The organism is Desulfobacterales bacterium (assembly GCA_034520365.1).
Classification (GTDB): domain Bacteria; phylum Desulfobacterota; class Desulfobacteria; order Desulfobacterales; family Desulfosalsimonadaceae; genus M55B175.
In genome coordinates this window covers 484,535-506,423 of the sequence record JAXHNP010000003.1, presented here as the reverse complement: position 1 = coordinate 506,423, position 21,889 = coordinate 484,535, and the positions used below count along the sequence as shown (strand labels likewise).

Below are 21,889 nucleotides of genomic sequence, written 5' to 3'. Positions count from 1 at the left end.
CATGGGATTTGAAATTATTTGTAATCAAGGAGTATTTATGATAGACACAAAATAGATCCGTGTAGGATTTTGTCCCGCTGACGGGACGGAATCACATTCCGTATGGCCTTTTAAGTAAGGATGCTTGTGTCATTCAATTGCTGCTATCCATTCTCATTAATCATAGATAGGGGGTAAGTGCATGCCGGTTTATCAATGGCAGGGCCGTGGCAGAAATAACGCGGCTACAAAAGGGGAAATGGAGGCTTCCAATGAACAGGAAGTGCGCACCCGGCTCCAGCGGCAGGGCATAACGCCGGATAAGGTCAAGAAAAAGCCAAAAGACCTTTTCGAGAATGTTTCCTTTCTCCAGCCCAAGGTAAAGGAGCAGGATGTTATTATATTCTGCCGGCAGTTTTCCACCATGATCGATGCCGGGTTACCGATCATTCAGTGCCTGGATATCCTGCAGGCCCAGCAGGAAAACCCCACATTTAAAAAGATGTTAAAAGACATCAAGGGGTCTGTTGAAAGCGGGCAGACCCTGGCAGAGGCCCTGAAAAAATATCCGAACCAGTTTGACGCCCTGTTTGTGAATATGGTGGCGGCGGGCGAGGCCGGCGGTATTCTGGATGTGATCCTGCGGCGTTTGTCGGCTTATATGGAGAAAGCCGCCAAATTAAAATCTCAGATTAAAGGGGCCATGACGTATCCGATTGTGACGATCATTATTGCGATTGTTGTGGTGGCGGTCATTCTCGTTTTTGTTATTCCGGTATTTGAGGAAATGTTTGCGACCATGGGCGGGGCCCTTCCGGCGCCGACGCAGATCGTCATTGCGATGAGTGAATTCGTTCAGAACAATATATTGTATATTATCATTGGTATCGTGTTGTTTGTGTATGCCTTCCGAAGGTTTTATAAAACCGAGAAAGGCCAGGCCATTGTCGATGATTTGATGTTGAAAATGCCGGTTCTCGGCATTTTGATCAGAAAATCCGCGGTTGCCCGGTTTACCCGAACCATGGGCACCATGCTGGCCAGCGGGGTGGCGATACTGGAGGCGCTGGATATTGTGGCCCGGACGGCAGGCAATAAATCCATCGAAAAGGCGGTCTACCACGTGCGCTCCGGTATCGCGGAAGGCCAGACAATTGCCGATCCATTGGCGGAAACCGGTGTTTTCCCGCCCATGGTCTGCCAGATGATTGCGGTGGGCGAGTCCACCGGCGCCATTGATGCGATGATGGAAAAGATTGCCGATTTTTACGAAGAAGAGGTTGACCAGGCGGTTGAAAATATGACCGCGTTGATTGAGCCGTTTATGCTGGTTTTCTTGGGCATTGTAATAGGCGGACTTGTGGTTTCCATGTATCTGCCGATATTTAAGATGGCGGGGAATCTATAAAAAAATCCGCTGTTGAATGATTTTTAAAAAAAATACCCCTGAATTCGACCTTTACCGCAAGCTCAAGTGGTTGATTTTCTTCCGGGTGCTCTTTGCCCTGGTGCTTCTGGCTTCAGCAACATTTGCCGGTATACGGGAGCAGCAGACCTTTTTCACCCCGCCCCTGTTTTTTTTAAACACCATCGCCGGCCTGGCCATCCTGTTATCCCTCCTGTATCGGATCATTCTCCAATATACCCGCCGGCTGGTGCTGTTGGGCTATGCCCAAATCATCATTGATACCCTGCTGGTGACCGGCATTATTTTTCTGACCGGCAGTTTTTCCAGCATATTTTCCTTCCTTTATCTTTTGGTGATCATTTATGCCAGTATGATCCTGTTCCGAAACGGCGGCATGGTAACCGCTGTTTTTTGCAGTCTCCTGTACGGAGTGATGGTGGATCTCGAATATTACGGCCTTATTCATCCCTTTGATGCGGGGCCGAATTTTATGATGGCCAATTACGACTGGAATTATGTCATATTCAGGCTGTTAATGACCATCATCGCCTGTTTTGCCGTGGCTTTTCTGGCCGGTTACCTCTCAGAGCAGGAAAAGCGGGCAAAGCGTGATCTATGGGCAATGGAGGCACAGGTCAAGCGGGTGGAGAAGCTTGCCGCGATTGGAGAAATGGCTGCCGGGCTGGCCCATGAAATCAAAAATCCGCTGGCGTCAATGAGCGGGGCCATCCAGGTGCTAAAGGATGAAGCCTTACACAACGGGGACCATGCCCGCTTGATGGATATCGTGTTAAGGGAGTCCGACCGGATCAGTTCATTGGTCAATGAATTTTTAATGTTTGCACGTCCCCAGCCGGGAAATAAAAAACTTATTTTCCTGGATCGTGAACTCAGAGAGATTGTCAAGCAGTTTGAGACAAGCAACCCGCAGCAGCGGCCTGACATTCGCAAACGCATTGATGCGGACATCCCGGTTGAAATCGATCCGGAGCACTTCCGGCAGGTTGTCTGGAACTTGCTCTTAAATGCCATGGAAGCCACGGGCAAGTCGGGCCGCATCGATGTTGTCCTGTATGCCCAGGCGTCCCGATATGCCTGTATGGTTATTTCAGATAATGGGTGCGGCATGTCTGAAGAGATTCAGCAGTCGATTTTTGATCCGTTTTTTACCGGAAAGGCCAAGGGCACCGGGCTGGGTCTTTCCATCGTCCAGCGGATTCTAACCTCATATGACGGGTTGATTGATGTGCAGAGCAAGCCGGAGCAGGGCAGCACATTTACCGTCAAGCTGCCGCTGGCCCGCGTCTCCTCCCCGCCAAACGAACCTTCTAAATAGAAATTAACTTTTTTTCCAATTAATTGACCCCCCACCCCTGTCCAACAAAATCTTGACAGGCAACGGGAAATGGGATAGCAAGCCGGTTAACGAGAAACGGTGGCTGGAAAGCGGTCAGGCGCTATTTAATTACCGCGTGAAATTGACAAGGTATGCGGCTGTAATGGAACAGACAAAAGATATTATTGAAAAACGGCATGAAAAGGCCCGCTCGCTGGAAGCGAATGGAATTGAACTATATCCGAATGATTTTCGGGTCTCCCATACGGTTCGGGATATTCTGGCAATGATCGATGCGGATCCGGATCAGATGGGAAAAGAAACCGCAAGTTTGCATTCGGCCGGCCGCATCATGGCGGTCAATCGATTCGGCAAATCCGCGTTTATCCGATTCCGGGACCGGACCGGACAGCTGCAGGCCTATGTGCGTCAGGACAAAGTGGGCGAGGAGGCATATGCATTATTTAAACAGTTTGATGTGGGGGATTTCATCGGGCTCGCCGGAACAATGTTTCAGACAAAGACCGGCGAGTGGACCCTTCTGGCGGATGAAATCAGACTGCTTTCCAAGTCCCTGCGGCCGATGCCGGAGAAGTTCCATGGCTTAAAGGACCCGGAGAAAAGATATCGGCAGCGCTACCTGGATCTGATCATGAACCCGGAGGTGCGGGAGGTTTTTGTCAAGCGCAGCTTGTTGATCAAAACTATTCGCCAGTTTTTAATCGAGCGCGATTATCTGGAGGCGGAAACCCCGATGATGCAGCCGATTCCGGGGGGGGCGGATGCAAGGCCGTTTAAGACCCATCACAATGCGCTGGGCATGGATCTATATCTGCGCATCGCTCCGGAGCTTTACCTGAAACGCCTGGTTGCCGGCGGATTTGAGCGGGTCTTTGAAATCAATCGCAATTTTCGGAATGAGGGGATCTCCACACAGCACAATCCCGAGTTCACCATGCTGGAGTTTTACCAGGCCTATGCCACTTATGAGGACTTGATGAGTTTGACGGAAGAAATGGTTAAGGCGGCTGCCATGGCTGTCTGCGGCGATTTGAAAGTGGCATATCAGGATGAAATAATCGATTTTAACAGCCCCTGGCAGCGCCTGACCCTTGAGGCGGCGATTTATTCAATCGGCGGGGTGCCGTCCGAAACGATACAAGACCCCGATAAGCTCAAGGCATTCGCACAAGAACAGGGGATTTCAATAAAACCCGATCACGCCGGCCAAACCATCGGACACGGCAAGCTGATGACCAAGGTCTTTGATGCGCTGGTTGAGCCGAAGCTTAAGCAGCCGACATTTATTACCGGCTATCCGGTGGAAGTCTCCCCGCTTTCCCGCCGAAATAAAGAGAATCCGGATATCACGGATCGATTTGAACTGTTTATCGCGGGCCGCGAAATTGCCAACGGGTTTTCTGAATTAAACGACCCGGTGGATCAAAAGGAGCGATTTTGGCGGCAGCTGAAGAATAAGTCCGAAGCAGATGATGATCCGCCCATGCTGGATGAAGATTATATTCAGGCTCTGGAGTACGGCATGCCGCCGACCGCCGGTGAAGGGGTGGGCATTGATCGGCTGGCCATGCTGCTGACCAATAGCGCATCGATCCGTGATGTCATCCTGTTCCCTCATATGCGCCCCTCGGACAAGGGCTGATTCCGGTGACGCTTATCCATGGCTTTTGAATACTTCATAGGCGCCAGGTATCTCAGATCCCGGCAGAAACAGGCGTTTATCTCTTTTATTACTTTTCTCTCGGTCGCCGGCGTTACCGTCGGGGTTATGGCGCTGATTATCGTCATTGCGGTGATGTCCGGCGCGGAATCCTATTTTAAAAAACAGATATTGGGGGTTGAATCCCATGTTATTGTTCGCAAGCATAATGGGCCGATTGATAATTATCAGAATATCATAAAAGAACTTGAGCAAATCCCGGAAATCACATCCGCCGCCCCGTTTGTTTATACGCAAGTCATGCTTCGGGCGCCGGGGGGGTTGTCCGGCGCCATTTTACGGGGGCTTGACCCATCAGCAAAAGGCAACCCGATAAAAGGCTATGACCGAAAAGCGCTTAAACAGAAACTCACCCCGCAGCAGAGCGCAGGGGATGAGGTCCAGGTGCCGGGGATCATTTTGGGCCAGGAACTTGCTGCAAAACTTGGCGTCAGCAAGGGGGACATGGTGTATTTGATATCCCCCCGCGGCATGATGTCGCCCATCGGGCATATGCCGACGATGAAACGCTTTGAAGTGACCGGCGTTTTCGAGTCCGGTTTTTATGAGTATGACGCCTCCCTTGCCTATATTCACATTCAGACCGCCCAGGATTTGCTGAAAATCGGGGATGCGGCCACCGGCGTTGGATTGCGGATCAAGGATATATACGCTGCGGATCAGGTTTCCAGTCAGATTTCCGAACAATTGGGATACCCCTTTTGGACGACCGACTGGATGCAGATGAACCGCAACTTTTTCTCTGCGTTAAAACTTGAGAAAAAGGCCATGTTCATCATTCTGACCCTTATTATCCTGGTGGCGGCCTTTAATATTGCCAGCACCCTGATCATGATGGTGATGGGCAAAACCCGGGATATCGCCATATTAAAGGCCATGGGCGCGACCCATCGCAGCATTCGGAAAATTTTTGTTTTCAAGGGCACGGTGATCGGGACGATCGGAACGGCGCTGGGGACGGTGCTTGGCATCGCCGGCTGCATTCTTTTAAAGCATTACAAGTTTATTGAACTGCCCGGCGATGTCTACTATTTTACCACCCTGCCCATAGAGCTGGAATTTCTCGATGTGCTGGTCATTGTGGCGGCGGCAATGGCGATTTGTTTTCTTTCCACCATTTATCCGGCTTATAAAGCCTCGCAGTTAAATCCGGTGGAGGCCCTGCGATATGGATAAAAACGGCAAGCGGCGCCAAAATTTTCAAGACAAAGCGCCTGAAACAGGCGCTCCCCTAATCCGGCTGCAGGGGATATCCAAGCAGTTTCAAAGCAGCGGTGCGGTTATCGAGATTTTAAACAATTTGTCCTTTGACATCCATGCGGGGGAAACCATTGCCATTTTAGGGGAATCCGGTATTGGAAAATCCACCTTTCTGCATGTGTTGGGCACCCTTGAGCCCCCGGATGAGGGGGCGATCATTTATAACGGAACCGATATCAGCGGGTTTGACAGCACACGTCTGGCCGCCTTCCGCAACAGCATCATGGGATTTGTGTTCCAGTTCCATTATCTGCTGGAAGAATTTACCGCCCTTGAAAATGTCATGATGCCCGGATTGATTAAGCGCTTGAAAAGAAGCGAAGTCCAGGGGGTGGCGGAGTCGATTCTTTCGCGTGTGGGGCTTTCGCATCGGCTGCATCATCGGGTATCCCAGTTGTCCGGCGGCGAGCAGCAGCGGGTGGCCCTGGCCCGGGCCCTGGTGTTAAAGCCCGAAATACTTCTGGCTGATGAACCCACCGGCAACCTGGATAAAAAAAACAGCCGGCAGATCCATGATCTGCTGCTTGAATTAAATGAAGAGTTCGGCATGACGATTGTGGTGGTCACCCACAATCTTTACTTAGCGGATTATATGCGTCGCCAGTTAACGCTTTCTGAAGGCAAACTGGTGGATTTAAAGTGAGGTTTGATGCAAAGGCAACTTATTGGTTTGATGCTGGCGGTTTTCGGCTGTCTGGTTTTTGCAACCCATATTGTACAAGCGGCGGAGACGGTCTCTGAGGTCCAGGTCAAGGGCAATCAACGGATCGAAGACGATGCCATTCTGCGGGTGGTTGAGACCCGCCCCGGGGATCCCTATGATACGGAGCAGTTGTCCCGGGACCTTGAAGCCATATTTTCCATGGGCTATTTCGATGATATCCGGGTGGAAAGCGAATCCGGGCCGGAGGGCAAGATTGTCATTTTCCGGGTCAAGGAAAAGCCGACCATAAAGCTGATTGAGATTTCCGGCAACCGCGTTTATGATGATCAGGAAATCAAGGATAATATTGATATCACCACCGGCTCGATCCTCAATATTTTTCGTATTAAACGCAATATTAAGCAGATCGAGACCCTCTATCAGGACAAAAACTACCATAATGTCAAAGTCACGTATGCGGTCGAATCCCTTGACCACAACCAGGCCAACCTGGAATTTAAAATCGAAGAGGGCAAGAAGCTTCGGATTCGGGAGATCCGTTTTGAAGGCAACCAGGACTTTGATGACAAGACCCTTAAAAAGAAAATCAAGACATCGGAAAAAGGATTTTTTTCCTGGCTTACCGGCTCAGGGGATCTGGATACGGAGACCCTGAACCAGGACAGGATGAAGCTGTCTGATTTTTACCATAATAACGGCTATGCCGAAGCCCGTATCGGGGAGCCGGAAATCATCTACGAGGATGACTGGATTGAGATTATAATTAAAATCCAAGAGGGCAAACGGTTTGAGATGGGCGAAATTCGTCTTTCCGGGGACTTGATTCAGCCGGCGGAAAGTCTGCACGAAAAACTGGCCTCCCCTGAGGAAAAATATTTCAACCGGCAGGCCATTCGCCAGGATGTGATGACCCTTTCTGATATCTATTCGGATGAGGGGTATGCCCGCGCCGATATTGCGCCGGAGATCAAAAAGCCGGAAGAGGCCCGGGCGATTGATATCGTATTTCATATCCAGAAGAATGAGCCGGTTTATTTTGAACGTATCGTCATTGAGGGCAATACCAAGACCCGGGATAAAGTCATCCGCCGGGAGCTTGAGGTCTATGAAGGCGAAAAATATGACGGCTCCGGGCTTAAGAAAAGTATCCGGGATTTGTACCGGCTGGATTATTTCAAGGATGTCAAAGTGCGGCGGCAGGATGGAAGCGCGGACGATCAGATGATTCTAAACATTGCGGTGGAGGAAAAACCCACCGGCACCTTCAGTTTTGGCGGCGGCTACAGCGGCATCGACGGCTTGTATGTCATGACCTCCATCTCAGAGCGCAATTTGTTCGGCCGGGGCCAGCACCTGGATTTCAGGGTACAGGCGGGCGGCTCCTCCCAGCAGTTTGATGCCCGGTTTACGGAGCCCTGGCTGTTTGATATCCCGCTTTCCATGACCATCGAAGCCAATAAATGGGAGCGCGACTATGATGAGTATGACCGGGACAGCCGGGGCGGCGCCCTCCGGTTCGGGTATGAGGTGTTTGACTATACCCGGGCCTATATTCAATACGCCTATGATGTGAGCACCATTGATAATGTAACCGAAGTCTACAAGCCCATCATCGAAGAGGGCGAGTTTGTTGAAAGCAGCGTATCCACCAGTCTGGTCTATGATTCCCGGAACCGGCAATTTAATCCCACCGAAGGATCAAAGCACCGGCTGACCCTGGAATATGCCGGTCTTGGCGGGAATATTGGATTTACCAAAATTACCGCGGAAACCGGCTGGTATTTCCCGCTGTTTTGGAAGACCGTGGGATTTCTGCATGGGGAAACCGGGTATATCACCCGGAATACGGGCAAGATTCTGCCGGACTATGAACGGTTCTATCTGGGCGGTATCAATTCCCTGCGCGGATTTGACTGGCGGGATGTGAGTCCGGAAAATGAGGACGGCATCGAGTTCGGCGGGGATAAATATGTTCAGTTCAATGTGGAGTACCTCGTGCCGTTACTGATGGAGCAGGGGCTGGTCGGGCTGGTGTTCTATGATACGGGAAACGCCTATGCCGACGGCCCGATCAAATTCGATGACATGCGGGAGAGCTGGGGATACGGGATCCGCTGGTATTCGCCCATGGGACCGCTTCGCCTGGAGCGCGGCCATATTCTGGACCGCCGGGAGGGCGAGGACAGCGGACGATGGGAGTTTTCCATTGGCGGCAGTTTTTGATATAGAAAGGTATTAGGTGTTAGGTATTAGGTATTAGTGGAATACTTTGAAAATAAGGGGGAAATATGAAGCGAGTGATTGTCTCCGTTTTTGCATGTATAGCAGTGGCGGCTGTGTGCGCAGTCCCGGCATGGGGAGCGGATGTGGCAAAGATCGGCATTGTGGATTTTCAGCGGATTCTTACGGAATCCGAGGCGGGTAAAGACATCCAGGCGCAGCTCCAGAAAAAGGGGCGTGAAATGGAAAGTGATATCCGGGAACTCGGCACTGAAATCGAAAAGCTGCGGGAGCAGCTAGACCGCGAGTCCATGGTGATGAGCCGGAAAAAGCGCGAGGAAAAACAGCGGGAACTGGATATTAAAAAGTATGATTTTCAATCCAAGCAGAAAAAGTATCAATCCGAGCTGCGGGAGCTTGAGACCAAGCTGCTTGAGAAGCTTCAGACCGAGATCTTTTCATTGGCCGAGGAGATCGGAAAGGAGGAGGGGTATCTGCTGATCATCGAAAAAAGCGCGGCCATTTATTATCCTAACTCCATTGACATAACAGACAGGCTGATTGAAAAATATAACGCCACATATTCGGACTCGTGATAAATTCGGGGCTTTGCCAAAAACTATGGGATGGCCTTTTTTATAAGCCCGCCGGAGGTTATTTGACATGGAGATTGCGCTAGCCGATCTGGTGGATATCATCGGCGGGGAGCTGGCCGGCAATGGCCGCCAAGTGATCCGCGGCATCGCGCCCTTTGATGCGGCCGGGCCTCATGAGATCACGTTTGCGGAAAACGCCAAAACCCTCAAAAAAATTGATGATTCAGCCGCTGCCGCGGTTATTGTTCCGCGCGGGGACACTTATTGTGTTTCAGCCAATCTGGTCTATTCCGATTCACCGCGTCTGGCGTTTGCCCGGGCATTGCACTGGTTTTATCCGAAAACCCGGCCGGCCGCCGGCATCAGCCCAAGGGCCTGTATCGGGGATAATTTTCAGTGCGGCCGGGATGTCTCCATAGGCCCGGCAGCGGTCATCGGCGACAAAGCAGCGATCGGTGACCGGGTCTGGATCCATCCCGGGGTCGTGGTGGGAGATGGTGTACGGATCGGGGATGACACAGAAGTCTATCCGAATGTAGTGATCTATGCTAACTGCTGTATCGGCTGCCGGGTGATTATTCATTCCGGAACGGTGATCGGCAGTGACGGCTACGGCTTTGTCCCGGACGGGGAGCGGCATTTTAAAATTCCGCAGGTGGGTATTGTTCAGATTGACGATGATGCGGAAATCGGGGCCTGCAATACCATTGACCGGGCGACCTTCGGCCGCACCTGGATCAGGCAGGGGGTAAAAACCGATAACCAGGTCCATATCGGCCATAATGTAACCATCGGGGAAAATTCCCTGATCGTCGCCCAGGTCGGGATCGCCGGCAGCGCCACCGTGGGAAAAAATGTGACCCTGGCCGGGCAGGCCGGGGTGGGCGGGCATATCCAAATCGGCGATTTTGCCACCATCGGGCCCCAGGCCGGGGTCACGCGATCTGTGGAGGCGGGCCGGGTGGTCTCCGGTACGCCGGAGATGCCGCACCGGCAGTGGCTCAAAGTCCACCGGATCATTCCGCGATTGCCGGATCTCAAAAAACGGATTGAAAAGCTTGAGGCGGCTGTCAAAAATCTCACCGGCAGCGATGATACCGGACAAAATGACAACAGGTGATTTAACCGATTGGCGCAGGGCTTCATGAAATGATCCCAGCATATGATATCCGGAAAATTCTCTCCGTGCTTCCCCACCGGTACCCGTTTATTCTCGTGGATCGGGTCCTGGAGGTGACTCCCAACCAGCGGATTGTCGCACTAAAGAATGTATCCATCAATGAGCCCTTTTTTCAGGGGCACTTCCCGGACAAACCGATAATGCCCGGTGTGCTGGTGGTCGAGGGGATGGTCCAGAGCGGGGCACTGCTTTTATATGAAACCCTGCCCGAAATTGATAAGGATCAGATTTGTTTTGCCGGCATTGACGGGGCAAGGTTTAGAAAGCCGGTATTGCCGGGCGATCAATTGATATTTACGATTGAAATCATGAGGCACCGGTCAAATGTGATCAAGATGGCCGGCAAAACCGATGTCGAAGACCATCAGGTTGCACAGGCGAACCTTATGGCGGTAATCGGAGGAGACCAATGATACATCCGACGGCAATTGTGGATTCGGGGGCGGAAATTGATGAAACAGTAGAGGTTGGACCATTCGCCATTATCCGGGACAACGTATCCATCGGCGCCAACTGTGTGATCGGCCCGCATGTCACCATTGACCCCTATGTTGAAATTGCGCCGGGGTGCCAGATATTCCAGTATGCCTCCATAGGGACGGTGCCGCAGGCGGTCAAATTCAAGGGCGAGAAGACCTATCTCAAAATCGGGCGAAATACCATTATCCGGGAGTTTGCCACATTAAACCGGGGCACGGAATTCGGCGGCGGGGTGACCGAGGTGGGCGAGGATAATTTTTTAATGGCCTACACCCATATCGCCCATGACTGCAAAACCGGCAGAGGGGTGATTCTCGCCAATAATGCGACACTTGCCGGCCACATCACCATCGGCGACTATGTGATCGTCGGCGGTTTGGTGGCGATCCACCAGTTTGTGAGGATCGGGGATTACGGCTATATCGGCGGAAAATCCGCGGTGGTCAAGGATATCCCGCCCTATGTGATTGCCGCCGGCGATCGCGCCATGCTCCACGGGCTGAATAAAGTGGGGCTGAAACGTCACGGATTTTCAGAAAATACTTTGTCCAGTTTGAAAAAGGCCTACCGGATTATTTTCCGGATCGGGCTGACGGTCAATGAGGCAGTGGAGCGCGTACTGGCCGAGGTTGAAAATACCCCTGAAGTCTTAAATTTGGTTCACTTCATCAAGTCCACCCAACGGGGCATTACAAGGTAGTTAATCGCAATGGGGCAGCGCATTGGTCTGATCGCCGGAAGCGGACCGTTTCCGCTGATTTTTTCAGATAAAGCCAGGGAAAAAGGCTACCGGGTATATGCGGTGGGCTATCACGACGAGACCGATCCCGCGCTCGCCGACCGGGTTGAGGCGCTGGAAATAATCTATATCGGTCAGATCAAGCGGCTGCTAAAGTTTTTCAAGAGCCACCAGATAACCGATGCGCTCATGATCGGGGCGATTAAAAAGCCCGGCTCCATTGCCGAGATTCGTCCGGATCTCAAGGCCATCTCGCTTTATGCCGGCATGCGGAAAAACTCCCATGATGACCGGGTGCTGCGGCTGTTTGCCAAGGCGCTTGAGGATGAGGGTATCTACATTCGGCCGTCGACCTTTCTGCTCCCGGAATTGCTTGCGCAGGAGGGTTGCTGGACCCGGCGCGCCCCGACAAAGGATGAGCAGCCGGATATCGAGCTGGGCTGGAAGATGGCAAAAGCCATCGGCAAGCTTGATATCGGCCAATGCGTGGTGGTGGCCAACGGCTCCGTTTTGGCGGTTGAGGCGGTTGACGGCACGGACAGCACCATTCGCCGCGGCGGCGGACTGGCCAACGGCAATGCCGTGGTGGTCAAGGTATGCAAGCCGATCCAGGATTTTCGCTTTGACGTACCAGCGGTGGGCTCGGAGACCATCCGAACCATGAGTGCGGCCGGCGTGTCGGTGCTGGTCATTGACGCCGGCAAATCACTGGTTTTTGATCAATCCGATATGGTTGCCCTGGCCAACCGGAACAAGATTTCAATCGTCGCCTTAAATCGTCCGGATGCGCCGGGCGCATAGGTGCTTCTATTTCCTGTAATTATCAGTCAATTATTAGTTAAGGGATTTAAATAATGGATAAAATTCGGGCCGGGGTGGTCGGCGTCGGGTACCTCGGCAAATTTCACGCAGAAAAATTCGCTGCCGCCGAACACGCGGAGCTGGTCGGGGTTGTGGATACAGACCCGGAGCAGGCTGATAGCATTGCAAACAAGCATGATACCCGGGCGATGACCGATTACCGGGAGCTTCTGGGCCGGGTGGATGCGGTGAGCATCGTTGTTCCCACCCCCTATCATTATCAAATCGCCAAGGTATTTCTGGAAAACGGCGTTGATGTGCTGCTTGAAAAGCCGATGACCACCACCATCGCCGAGGCGGATGAGCTGGTTGAGATTGCCGCAAAAAAGGGTCTTATCCTGCAGGTCGGCCATCTGGAGCGGTTCAATCCCGCGGTGAAAGCGGTCAAGGATATCGTTAAACAGCCCATTTTTATTGAGTCCAACCGGTTGAGTCTCTATCAGCCCCGGGGAACGGATGTAAGCGTCGTGCTGGATCTGATGATCCATGATATCGATATCATATTAACCTTTGTCCGCTCGGAAATCGCCTATTCCCATGCCATGGGCGCGCCGGTGGTATCCGGTCACGTGGATATCGCCAACGCGCACCTGGAGTTTGAAAACGGGGCGGTGGCCAATGTCACGGCCAGCCGGATTTCAAGTAAAAGCGAACGCAAAATCCGGGTTTTCCAAAGGGACGGATATTTATCCCTGGATTTTGCCAACCGATCAATTATGCATATCTGGCCCGGTGAAGACGGGGAAAGCGCGCCGGTACCGGGGATGCAGATGGAAGAGTTGAGCTTTGAGCAGGGCGATGCCCTGCGCGATGAAATCCTTTCGTTTTTGGATGCGGTCAGCACGCGGAGTGAACCGGAAGTTTCCGGCCGTATGGGCCGGGAGGCATTGAATCTTGCGCTAAGTATTACCCGCCAAATCCGGGAGTCCAGCCGCCGGTTCATGGGATGATTGGCTATGACCGTACCTGAAAGAGAGAAATGTGTGCTGATTGTTGCCGGGGAGACCTCCGGGGATTTTCACGGGGCGCATCTGGTTGGCGCCATGCGGCAAAGAGATCCGCATATATATTTCTGCGGCATCGGCGGTGAGCGGCTGAAAGCCCAGGGGGTCGAGCTTTTGATGGAGGCCCATGAGATTTCGGTGGTTGGTATTACCGAGGTCATATCCAAACTCCCCAGGGTGTTCGCCGGTATTTCGGCGATTAAGAAAATATTTAAGCGCAGGCGGCCCGATCTGGTGATTCTGATTGATTTTCCGGATTTTAATCTGCATATCGCCAAACTTGCCAAAAAGCAGGGACTTTCCGTGCTTTACTATATCAGCCCCCAGCTTTGGGCCTGGCGCGCCGGGCGCATTGAAAAGATCCGGCGGTATGTGGATCAGATGGCCGTAATCCTGCCGTTTGAACAGGATTTTTATCAAAAGCATAATGTAGCGGCGACGTTTGTGGGGCATCCGCTGTTGGATTATTACACCGAGCATGATACCGCATTTGAAATCGACGGCCAAAAAGCCCGGGCCATTGGCATCCTGCCGGGGTCCCGGCGCAGTGAAATCGAAAAAAATCTCCCCGTCATGCTGGCTGCTGCCACCCGGATCAGGGAGGCTTTCCCGGATATCCGGTTTTTGATTTCCATTGCCCCGGGAATTGACCGGCAATGGATGTCTCAAATAATTGATCCTTACAGGAAAAATGTAGGTATCGAGCAAGTGGGCGGATCGGTGCGTCGGGTATTTGAAAACAGCAGCCTTGTTCTGGCCGCCTCAGGCACCGTGACTCTGGAAACCGCCATTTTCGGTGTTCCCATGATCATTATCTACCGGATTTCGGCCATCAGTTACAGCCTGGGCCGGGCGCTGGTCAATGTCAATCACATTGGTCTGGTCAACATTATTGCCGATGAGCGGGTTGTGCCCGAACTTATCCAGGAGGCGGCCAGCCCGGCGGCTATCGCCCGGGAGGCAGGCGATATTTTAAGCCGCCCGGAGCGGATGCAGAAGATCCGGCAGAAATTGAAAACCGTGCGCCATCGCCTGGGCACCCCCGGCGCTGCCGAGCGAACCGCGGATATCGCATTGAATATGCTTGACTGATTGGATAACCCCTTGGGCACTGAATTGGCAGATAAAAATCGAAAACAGGTCATCCGGAAACGAAACCAGCAGCTGCTTGCCTATCTAAAGGATCAGTGGGCCAAGCTGATTCTGGCCATGATCTGCATGGTGGTGGTGGCCGCCACCACCTCGGCCACCGCATTTATCGTCAAGCCCGTGTTAGATGATGTTTTTCTCAATAAAAACGAGTTCATGTTAAAGCTCATGCCCGCGCTGATTATCATTATTTATCTGTTGCGCGGGGCCGGCATGTACGGGCAGGAGTTTTTAATGCATTATGTGGGCGAAACGGTCATCAAACAGCTTCGCGACAGCCTGTATGACCGGATCATCGACCTGCCCATATCGTTTTTTCAGTCCCAGAAAACCGGCGGACTGATGTCGCGGATCACCTATGATGTCAACATTATCAAAAATATGGTCTCCGGGGCGATCACCGGGGCGCTGCGGGATGTATTCACCATCATAGGCTTGGTCGGGGTTATCTTCTATCGGGACTGGCAGCTCGCATTAATCGCCATTTTTGTGCTGCCCGGCGCCTTTTTTCCGGTGGTCAAGTTCGGCCGCCGGGTTCGGCGGTTTTCCACCCGCAGTCAGGAATCCATGGGCGATTTAAATGCATTCCTGCATGAAACCTTTGCCGGCAATAAAATTGTCAAGGCATTCGGCATGGAGCCTTACGAAAAACAAAATTTTTATGCAAAAAATCAGAAGGTTTTTCGGTTTGAAATTAAATCGATTCGGGCCCGGGCGCTGACCTCGCCGGTCATGGAGGCCTTCGGCGGCGTCGGCATCGCGCTGGTGATCTGGTATGGCGGCTACGGCGTGATTAACGGGACTTCCACACCGGGGACCTTTTTTTCTTTTATGACGGCTGTCATGCTCCTTTACCCCCCCGTCAAAAAGCTGAGTAAACTCAATAATACCATGCAGCAGGGGCTTGCCGCAGCCGACCGGATTTTTGAAATCCTGGAAACCGAACCGGATATTCAGGAGCCGGCGGTGCCAAAAGAACTGCGGCGGCAATCTCACCGGATCGCATTTGAAAACGTCTCATTCGCCTATAACGGCGAGGCTCCGGTCTTGCAGGACATCAACTTAACGGTTTCTCCGGGCGAAATTCTGGCCCTTGTCGGGGCCAGCGGCGCGGGTAAAACCACCCTGGTCAATCTGATCCCCCGGTTCCATGATGTGACCGCCGGGGCTGTTAAAATTGACGGCATAGATATCCGCAATATATCTATTAAAAATCTTCGCCGAGAAATTGCCATTGTGACCCAGGAGCCTATTTTGTTTAATGATACCATCCGGGCCAATATCGCCTACGGCAATACAGCGGCATCGGATCGCGACATTGAGGCGGCGGCTGAGGCGGCCTATATTCTTAATTTTATAAGATCTCTGCCCAATGGACTGGATACCAATATCGGAGAACTCGGCAGCCGGCTCTCCGGCGGGGAAAAGCAGCGGATGTGCATCGCCCGGGCCTTACTAAAGGACGCCCCGGTTTTGATTCTGGATGAGGCCACCGCATCGCTGGATACCGAATCGGAGCGGCTGGTTCAGAAGGCCCTGGAAAATCTGATGCAAGGCCGAACCTCCTTTGTGATTGCGCACCGCCTGTCAACCGTCCATTATGCCCATCGTATTATTGTCCTGGCGGGCGGGAAAGTCGTTGAAGAGGGAACCCATTCGGACTTGCTTGCCCGCAAAGGAGAGTATTACAACCTCTACAGAATGCAGTTTGCCGAAGCCCCGGCCGATGCCTCTTCAAAAGGGGCAATGGCATAGGGTGGCATACCCCTCATGAGATTTAATACGATAATCCATAGATATCTGATAAAAGAGCTGATCCCGCCCTTTGTCCTCAGCCTGGTGTTTTTTTCCTTTATTTTTCTGATGCAGCAGATTCTTGAGATCACCAACCTCATCGTCAACTACCAGGTGGGGATCATGACGTTTGGCCTCATGCTGATCTATTCCATGCCGTATTTTCTGGTCTATATTATTCCCATGGCCGTGATGATGAGCGTTCTGCTGAGTTTTTTGCGAATGTCCGGCGACAATGAAATCACCGCATTAAAAGCCGGGGGGGTGAGCCTCTACCAGCTGCTGCCGCCGGTTTTGGTGTTTGGCGTTTTCTGCGCCATCTTAACCGCTTTTATGGCCGTTTACGGGATGCCCTGGGGCAGCCATGCCCATAAAATGCTGGCCCTGGATGCGGCCCGCTCGAATTTCAATATTGGCCTGAAGGAAAAACAGTTTAACGACAGTTTTGACGATGTGACCTTTTACGTGAACCAGGTCGATTTAAAGAACCGGATGCTTGAGGATGTTTTTATTGAGGACCAGCGCAAGGCGGGTATGAGCAGCACAGTGGTGGCCCCAAAGGGCCATATCTTCAGCGGGGCGGAAGAATACAGCTTTGTGCTGCGGCTTTATGAAGGCATGATCAATCGGGTGGATCTGGATGAACGATCCGCCCATACCATTCGGTTTGATACCTATGATCTGCAGCTGAATTTTAAGAGCATGGTCTCGGATATTAAAGGCGGCAGAAAAGACGAAAAAGAGATGAGCCTTTCTGAGCTCACCGCTTATCTAAAGAGCCATCAATCCTCGTCCCCCCGCTATTATTCCGTCTTGCTGGAGTTTCATAAAAAGTTTTCCATCCCCGCCGCCAGTATTGCATTGGCGCTTTTGGCCGTGCCCCTTGGGGTGCGCTCCGCCTCATCCCGCCGGTCGGCCGGGCTGGGCATCGGATTGTTTGCTTTCTTAATTTATTACCTGCTGCTATCCGCCGGAATGGTGATGGGCGAGGCGGGCATCTATCCGCCTGTTATCGGAATGTGGGTCCCGAATGTCGTTATGGGCGGATGCGGTGTGTATCTGCTTGTCAAAGCCGCCAAAGACCAACCGATCTGGCTGGGGCAAGCGATCCGCAGCGTCAAAAACCGCTTGATCGGCATTTTTATCAAGTATTCCCGGGAAAAATAAGAGGTATCCGGATGCCCATGACCATCATCCATCGCTATATCAGCCGGATGTTCTTTAAATTTTTCGGTGTTGTCCTGATCATGGTGATTGCCATCTACCTCTCCATTGATGTTTTCGGAAAGGTGGACAATCTGATGGCGGCGGATCTGCGGCCGCTGGAGATGGTGCTCTATTTCGGCTATAAGCTGCCTCTGATCATCTCCCAGATCACGCCGGTGGCCGTATTGCTGGGGGTGCTGGTGACATTCGGTTTGATGTCAAAACACAATGAAATCGTCGCCTTAAAGAGTTCCGGGGTGAGCCTGAAGTATCTGCTGCTGCCTGTTGTGGTAATCGGACTCTTATTCAGCGGGGGGCTTTTTATTTTTTCCGAGGCTGTTGTCCCCGCAACCATTGCCCGGACGCATCAACTGGAGAAGGAAAAAGCACCCGGCAGCCGGGCGATGGTCGCATCACAGCGAAAAAATATATGGCTGCGTCATCACCGGGGAATTACCAATATTCAGCATTTCCATCCGGCGGCAAACGTGATTTACGGGGTATCCATGATGGTTTTCGATTCAGAATTCCATATGACCCGGCGGATTGATGCCAAGCGGGGGGAATACCGGGATGGGCAGTGGATTTTTTATTCCGGCATGATCCAGTATTTTGAAACAGCAGAGCAGACTTCTGATGTCTCTTTTTTTGACGAGAAAAAAGCGGCCCTCAATTTTTCGCCGGCGGATTTAAAGCGGGTGGCCAGAAGCGCCGAGGAAATGGGGTTTAACCGGCTGCATCGCTATATTCAGAAAGTTGAGCGGGAGGGCTATGATGCCACCAAATCCAAAGTGGATCTCTATGCCAAAACCGCGTTTCCGGCTATCTGTCTGATCATGTGCTTAATCGGTTCAGCCCTTGCCTTAAGGGGAAAAACCCGGGAGGGTATGGCGATCAGTTTTGCCTACGGGGTTGTGACCGCATTCGTCTATTGGTCCCTTTACAGCCTCTGTTTGTCGCTTGGCTACGGAGGGCTTCTCCCGCCGTGGCTTGCCGCCTGGATGGCCAATTTGATTTTTTTCTGCATTGCCGGATTGATGGTGTTAAACCTTGAGTAGCCAAAGCAGTCCTCAGATTTTTATGCGAATCCAGCAGCGGGTGCAGGCCTGCATGCAGAACTCAGCCGCGGGTAACCGGAGTGCTTTGGAGAAGACCTTATGGCTTTTATCCCGCATCTATGGCGGCATTATGCGCATTCGCAATAAAGGTTATGATAATGGCAGGCTGAGGCAGCACCGGCTGCCCCGCCCGGTCATATCCGTGGGCAACCTGACGGCGGGCGGCAGCGGCAAAACCCCCATGACTCTCTATCTGACGGAGATATTGGTTCAGGCCGGGTACTCCCCGGCGGTCATCAGCCGGGGATACAAAGGGAAAAGCGAAAAAACCGGCGGGGTTGTCAGTGATGGCAGAAATGTTCTGCTGGGACCGGTCGATGCCGGGGATGAGCCGTTTATGATGGCCAACCAGCTAAGGCATGTGCCGTTTCTTGTGGGAGCGGACCGTTATGCCATGGGGAAATTCGCAATCGCCCGGTTTTCTCCGGATGTCATTATCCTGGATGATGCGTTTCAGCATCGACGGCTGGGCCGAAATATGGATCTGGTATTGGTGGATGCCGCCGTGGGGTTTGGAAACGGATATCTGCTGCCGCGGGGGATTTTGCGGGAGCCCATGGCGGCATTGGCCCGGGCCGATGCCGTGGTGCTGACCCGGTCGGTGCGGCCGGCACCCTTGCTTGAAGCGGAAATATCTCAGATAGCTCCCCGCATCCCGGTATTCCGGTCCGTCAATCGGCCGTATGTATACGGCATCGTCAAAGCGGGGCGCGATCTGACGACTGATATGTACCATCCGGCCGAGTCAGCGGATTTTCGATTTCTGCGTTCTGCCAGGGTATTGGGATTCTCCGGGATTGCCAGAAGCACGGAGTTTCAGCGGATGATCGCGGAAATGGCCGGCAGCCTGGTTGACTTTTTGGAATTTCCGGATCATTATTATTACACTGAATCAGACTGGCATCGGATTGTAAGGTGCGCCGCGGATCTGTCGGTGGATTATCTGCTTACCACCCAAAAAGACTATGCCCGGCTTCAAAACGGTTTGGAAGCGCCGGTGGCTCTCGTGGTTATCGGCATTTATATGGATTTTGGACCTGACCGGGATGCATTGTGGGGGTTTATCAATAATTCTCTGAATTCCCGGCTTGTTATTCGTCAAACGGATGCATCATGAATCAGCCCTTGATTCGAGAGGATTTAGCCACAGACGGGTGCAGCGTGCTGCGCAAGGGCAGATGGGCCAATGCGGACCTTTATCTGTATCAGACAAAAGACAGGGCGTGGGTGGTCAAGGATTTTCTGCCATGCACCCCGATGGTTCGCAAAACATGGGGACGATTTTTAATCCAGCGGGAATTCCGCGCCCTCTATACCCTGTCCGGGATTCCGGGAATTCCGGAATCCCCATTTATGATGGATGCCTATGCCCTTGGGTATCACTACATCCCCGGCAGCACGCTTCGGGACACCCCGGCCGAAATGATTGATGCGGCCTTTTTCAAGCAGCTTGAGCGGGTGGTGGAGGCGATGCATGAACGGAATATGGTGCATCTGGATATCAGAAACCGGCGCAATGTGTTAATCACCGATGGCGTCCGGCCGGCGCTCCTTGATTTTCAGTCCAGTCTGAATCTGGACCGGATCCCCCGGAATTTTCATAGCCTTTTGAAAGAAATCGATTTATCCGGTGTCTATAAGCTGTGGCAGCTCAAAAAACCCGAAACCATGGATGCAGCGCGGAAGCAGAGGCTTACGGAATTTGGTAAAAAACGGTTTCTATGGGTGCTCCGGGGCTATCCGCTGGGCACCCGCAAAGCCCCACGGTCCTGATTGACCGTTTTGTCCTGTCCAATCAGCCGATCGGCCAGACAAAGGTTGCGCAAAATAAAATAATATAGCAGATCAGGACCAGCAGGATGTTCCAATGGGCATTGTTCTGGAAAAAACTCATGGATGACACGGACAGCAGTTTCTGCGGGTTAACGGCTTTTAGGCTGGGTATATAGCGGTTCACGGTCTGGCAGTATTTTTCATAGTCTGCCCCGAATATTTCACTAAGCTTTTTTTCTTCCCGCCGGACGCGGTTGACCATGTAGAAATAGTAAAGGATGGTGTAGGCGATCAATATCCAGATATTGCCGGTCATCATCAGGATGCCGAAGATAAGAAAAAACCGGCCGATATACATGGGGTTCCTGACAAACATATAAGGCCCGATCCGGGTCAGCTGCTTCTGGGTCTTAATGGTTGAAAAACACCACACCTGAATGATTTCGCCAAGTATGGATACAATCAGCCCGGGGATAAACCATTGGGGTTTGAGCTGGGTGAGCAGAAGCCCCAGCAGCACCAGAAACAGCGGGTATCTGAGTTTTAGAAAAGTTTTTCGCACCTTTCGGCTGTTAAAGAACTCATTAACCTGATGAAATGCCATATGCTCTCCTTAAAAGGGCGTTTTAGCGGTTTACGCCGAAAGTTTTGTCAGGTGACGGATGACCGATTCCAAATCTTCAGGCCGGTCCACACTTAGACTCTCGTATTCAGTTATCACGATCCGAATCGGAATATTGTTTTCAAGCAGCCGCAGCTGCTCAAGCTTTTCAATGCTTTCCAGCCGGCCGGGTGGAAGGGCGACGAATTTTTCCAGGGCCGCCATGCGAAAGGCATACATGCCGATATGGCCGTAAAATCGGGCCTGTCCCCCTTCCCGGGGAAACGGGATGCGGGCCCGGGAAAAATAAAGGGCGTCGTTGGCATGGGAGAACACAACCTTGACCCGATCCGGACTTTCGGCGGCTTCCGGGGTCATCTCGCGGGCCGGGGTGGTAACAAAGACTTTGGAATCTTCAAAGGGCCGGATCAGTTCGGCAAGCATCAAGGGGTTCAAAACCGGCTCATCCCCCTGGATGTTGATTACCACATCCCCGGCCGGAATGTTTAATTTTGTTGCCGCCTCATACACCCGATCTGTTCCGCTGGGATGATCCGGGCGGGTGAGCACCACCGGCACCCCCAAATTTTCAGCCGCCCCGGCAATCCGTTCATCATCTGTTGCCAGATAGACATCCGTGATATCAGGGCATTTTTTTGCCCGCGAATAGACATGCCAGAACATGGGCTTTCCGCAGATATCCGCCAGGGGTTTGCCCGGAAATCGGCTGGAGTCATACCTTGCCGGGATAATACCGTAGCCGGCCGGTTTTTCTGTCAT

Annotated in this window: 20 protein-coding genes; 18 read left to right on the top strand and 2 right to left on the bottom strand. The window is 52.3% G+C overall.

Features of this window, described 5'->3' with window-relative positions:
- The first annotated feature begins 181 nt into the window (after positions 1–181).
- The 18 genes from U5L07_05590 (at position 182) to U5L07_05505 (ending at position 20,508) form a co-directional block, all read left to right on the top strand.
- Positions 182–1,387, top strand: coding sequence for a type II secretion system F family protein (locus U5L07_05590; protein MDZ7831203.1), 1,206 nt, complete (start codon positions 182–184; stop codon positions 1,385–1,387).
- Between the two features lie 16 nt (positions 1,388–1,403).
- Positions 1,404–2,723 (top strand): ATP-binding protein, encoded by a 1,320-nt coding sequence (locus U5L07_05585; protein MDZ7831202.1) that lies wholly within the window; start codon positions 1,404–1,406, stop codon positions 2,721–2,723.
- A gap of 163 nt (positions 2,724–2,886) precedes the next feature.
- Positions 2,887–4,386, top strand: coding sequence for a lysine--tRNA ligase (gene lysS / locus U5L07_05580; GenBank protein MDZ7831201.1), 1,500 nt, complete (start codon positions 2,887–2,889; stop codon positions 4,384–4,386).
- Between the two features lie 18 nt (positions 4,387–4,404).
- On the top strand, positions 4,405–5,640 hold the full coding sequence (locus U5L07_05575) for a lipoprotein-releasing ABC transporter permease subunit (protein ID MDZ7831200.1): 1,236 nt from the start codon (positions 4,405–4,407) through the stop codon (positions 5,638–5,640).
- Positions 5,633–6,367 (top strand): ABC transporter ATP-binding protein, encoded by a 735-nt coding sequence (locus tag U5L07_05570; protein ID MDZ7831199.1) that lies wholly within the window; start codon positions 5,633–5,635, stop codon positions 6,365–6,367. Before U5L07_05575 ends, U5L07_05570 begins: the two co-directional genes overlap by 8 nt.
- Positions 6,368–6,373: 6 nt before the next feature.
- The gene (bamA, locus tag U5L07_05565) at positions 6,374–8,611 is read left to right on the top strand and encodes an outer membrane protein assembly factor BamA (GenBank protein MDZ7831198.1); all 2,238 of its coding nucleotides are present in this window, start codon (positions 6,374–6,376) and stop codon (positions 8,609–8,611) included.
- Between the two features lie 65 nt (positions 8,612–8,676).
- A complete protein-coding gene (locus U5L07_05560; protein MDZ7831197.1) occupies positions 8,677–9,204 on the top strand; it encodes an OmpH family outer membrane protein in 528 nt (175 codons plus the stop codon).
- Between the two features lie 67 nt (positions 9,205–9,271).
- A complete protein-coding gene (gene lpxD / locus U5L07_05555) occupies positions 9,272–10,324 on the top strand; it encodes a UDP-3-O-(3-hydroxymyristoyl)glucosamine N-acyltransferase (GenBank protein ID MDZ7831196.1) in 1,053 nt (350 codons plus the stop codon).
- Between the two features lie 29 nt (positions 10,325–10,353).
- Positions 10,354–10,797: a 3-hydroxyacyl-ACP dehydratase FabZ gene (fabZ, locus tag U5L07_05550; GenBank protein MDZ7831195.1), complete on the top strand. Its 444-nt coding sequence runs from the start codon at positions 10,354–10,356 to the stop codon at positions 10,795–10,797.
- Positions 10,794–11,564 carry an acyl-ACP--UDP-N-acetylglucosamine O-acyltransferase gene (gene lpxA / locus U5L07_05545; protein ID MDZ7831194.1) on the top strand — a complete coding sequence of 257 codons (771 nt, stop codon included), beginning with the start codon at positions 10,794–10,796 and terminating at the stop codon, positions 11,562–11,564. Before fabZ ends, lpxA begins: the two co-directional genes overlap by 4 nt.
- 9 nt (positions 11,565–11,573) lie before the next feature.
- The gene (lpxI, locus tag U5L07_05540; GenBank protein MDZ7831193.1) at positions 11,574–12,404 is read left to right on the top strand and encodes a UDP-2,3-diacylglucosamine diphosphatase LpxI; all 831 of its coding nucleotides are present in this window, start codon (positions 11,574–11,576) and stop codon (positions 12,402–12,404) included.
- Positions 12,405–12,457: 53 nt separating this feature from the next.
- Positions 12,458–13,414, top strand: coding sequence for a Gfo/Idh/MocA family oxidoreductase (locus tag U5L07_05535; protein MDZ7831192.1), 957 nt, complete (start codon positions 12,458–12,460; stop codon positions 13,412–13,414).
- Positions 13,415–13,420: 6 nt separating this feature from the next.
- Positions 13,421–14,560: a lipid-A-disaccharide synthase gene (gene lpxB / locus U5L07_05530; GenBank protein ID MDZ7831191.1), complete on the top strand. Its 1,140-nt coding sequence runs from the start codon at positions 13,421–13,423 to the stop codon at positions 14,558–14,560.
- A 24-nt stretch (positions 14,561–14,584) separates the two neighbouring features.
- A complete protein-coding gene (gene msbA, locus U5L07_05525) occupies positions 14,585–16,372 on the top strand; it encodes a lipid A export permease/ATP-binding protein MsbA (protein ID MDZ7831190.1) in 1,788 nt (595 codons plus the stop codon).
- A gap of 15 nt (positions 16,373–16,387) precedes the next feature.
- Entirely contained in the window at positions 16,388–17,578 is a 1,191-nt protein-coding gene (gene lptF, locus U5L07_05520) for an LPS export ABC transporter permease LptF (protein ID MDZ7831189.1), read from the top strand.
- An 11-nt stretch (positions 17,579–17,589) separates the two neighbouring features.
- A complete protein-coding gene (gene lptG, locus U5L07_05515; protein ID MDZ7831188.1) occupies positions 17,590–18,675 on the top strand; it encodes an LPS export ABC transporter permease LptG in 1,086 nt (361 codons plus the stop codon).
- A gap of 22 nt (positions 18,676–18,697) precedes the next feature.
- Entirely contained in the window at positions 18,698–19,852 is a 1,155-nt protein-coding gene (gene lpxK, locus U5L07_05510; GenBank protein MDZ7831187.1) for a tetraacyldisaccharide 4'-kinase, read from the top strand.
- A complete protein-coding gene (locus tag U5L07_05505; GenBank protein MDZ7831186.1) occupies positions 19,849–20,508 on the top strand; it encodes a hypothetical protein in 660 nt (219 codons plus the stop codon). The genes lpxK and U5L07_05505 overlap by 4 nt, the downstream gene beginning before the upstream one ends.
- Positions 20,509–20,530: 22 nt before the next feature.
- Here the strand turns inward: U5L07_05505 and U5L07_05500 are convergent, their stop codons facing one another.
- Both U5L07_05500 and kdsB read right to left on the bottom strand, forming a co-directional pair.
- Entirely contained in the window at positions 20,531–21,112 is a 582-nt protein-coding gene (locus U5L07_05500; GenBank protein MDZ7831185.1) for an isoprenylcysteine carboxylmethyltransferase family protein, read from the bottom strand.
- Positions 21,113–21,142: 30 nt separating this feature from the next.
- On the bottom strand, positions 21,143–21,889 hold the full coding sequence (kdsB, locus tag U5L07_05495; protein MDZ7831184.1) for a 3-deoxy-manno-octulosonate cytidylyltransferase: 747 nt from the start codon (positions 21,887–21,889) through the stop codon (positions 21,143–21,145).

What these genes read in the sequence shown, in the direction of transcription:
- U5L07_05590 (MDZ7831203.1), top strand. Translation starts at nt 182, where the DNA reads ATGCCGGTTTATCAATGGCAGGGCCGTGGCAGAAATAACGCGGCTACA.
- U5L07_05585 (MDZ7831202.1), top strand. Translation starts at nt 1,404, where the DNA reads ATGATTTTTAAAAAAAATACCCCTGAATTCGACCTTTACCGCAAGCTC.
- lysS (MDZ7831201.1), top strand. Translation starts at nt 2,887, where the DNA reads ATGGAACAGACAAAAGATATTATTGAAAAACGGCATGAAAAGGCCCGC.
- U5L07_05575 (MDZ7831200.1), top strand. Translation starts at nt 4,405, where the DNA reads ATGGCTTTTGAATACTTCATAGGCGCCAGGTATCTCAGATCCCGGCAG.
- U5L07_05570 (MDZ7831199.1), top strand. Translation starts at nt 5,633, where the DNA reads ATGGATAAAAACGGCAAGCGGCGCCAAAATTTTCAAGACAAAGCGCCT.
- bamA (MDZ7831198.1), top strand. Translation starts at nt 6,374, where the DNA reads ATGCAAAGGCAACTTATTGGTTTGATGCTGGCGGTTTTCGGCTGTCTG.
- U5L07_05560 (MDZ7831197.1), top strand. Translation starts at nt 8,677, where the DNA reads ATGAAGCGAGTGATTGTCTCCGTTTTTGCATGTATAGCAGTGGCGGCT.
- lpxD (MDZ7831196.1), top strand. Translation starts at nt 9,272, where the DNA reads ATGGAGATTGCGCTAGCCGATCTGGTGGATATCATCGGCGGGGAGCTG.
- fabZ (MDZ7831195.1), top strand. Translation starts at nt 10,354, where the DNA reads ATGATCCCAGCATATGATATCCGGAAAATTCTCTCCGTGCTTCCCCAC.
- lpxA (MDZ7831194.1), top strand. Translation starts at nt 10,794, where the DNA reads ATGATACATCCGACGGCAATTGTGGATTCGGGGGCGGAAATTGATGAA.
- lpxI (MDZ7831193.1), top strand. Translation starts at nt 11,574, where the DNA reads ATGGGGCAGCGCATTGGTCTGATCGCCGGAAGCGGACCGTTTCCGCTG.
- U5L07_05535 (MDZ7831192.1), top strand. Translation starts at nt 12,458, where the DNA reads ATGGATAAAATTCGGGCCGGGGTGGTCGGCGTCGGGTACCTCGGCAAA.
- lpxB (MDZ7831191.1), top strand. Translation starts at nt 13,421, where the DNA reads ATGACCGTACCTGAAAGAGAGAAATGTGTGCTGATTGTTGCCGGGGAG.
- lptF (MDZ7831189.1), top strand. Translation starts at nt 16,388, where the DNA reads ATGAGATTTAATACGATAATCCATAGATATCTGATAAAAGAGCTGATC.
- lptG (MDZ7831188.1), top strand. Translation starts at nt 17,590, where the DNA reads ATGCCCATGACCATCATCCATCGCTATATCAGCCGGATGTTCTTTAAA.
- lpxK (MDZ7831187.1), top strand. Translation starts at nt 18,698, where the DNA reads ATGCGAATCCAGCAGCGGGTGCAGGCCTGCATGCAGAACTCAGCCGCG.
- U5L07_05505 (MDZ7831186.1), top strand. Translation starts at nt 19,849, where the DNA reads ATGAATCAGCCCTTGATTCGAGAGGATTTAGCCACAGACGGGTGCAGC.
- U5L07_05500 (MDZ7831185.1), bottom strand. Translation starts at nt 21,112, where the DNA reads ATGGCATTTCATCAGGTTAATGAGTTCTTTAACAGCCGAAAGGTGCGA.
- kdsB (MDZ7831184.1), bottom strand. Translation starts at nt 21,889, where the DNA reads ATGACAGAAAAACCGGCCGGCTACGGTATTATCCCGGCAAGGTATGAC.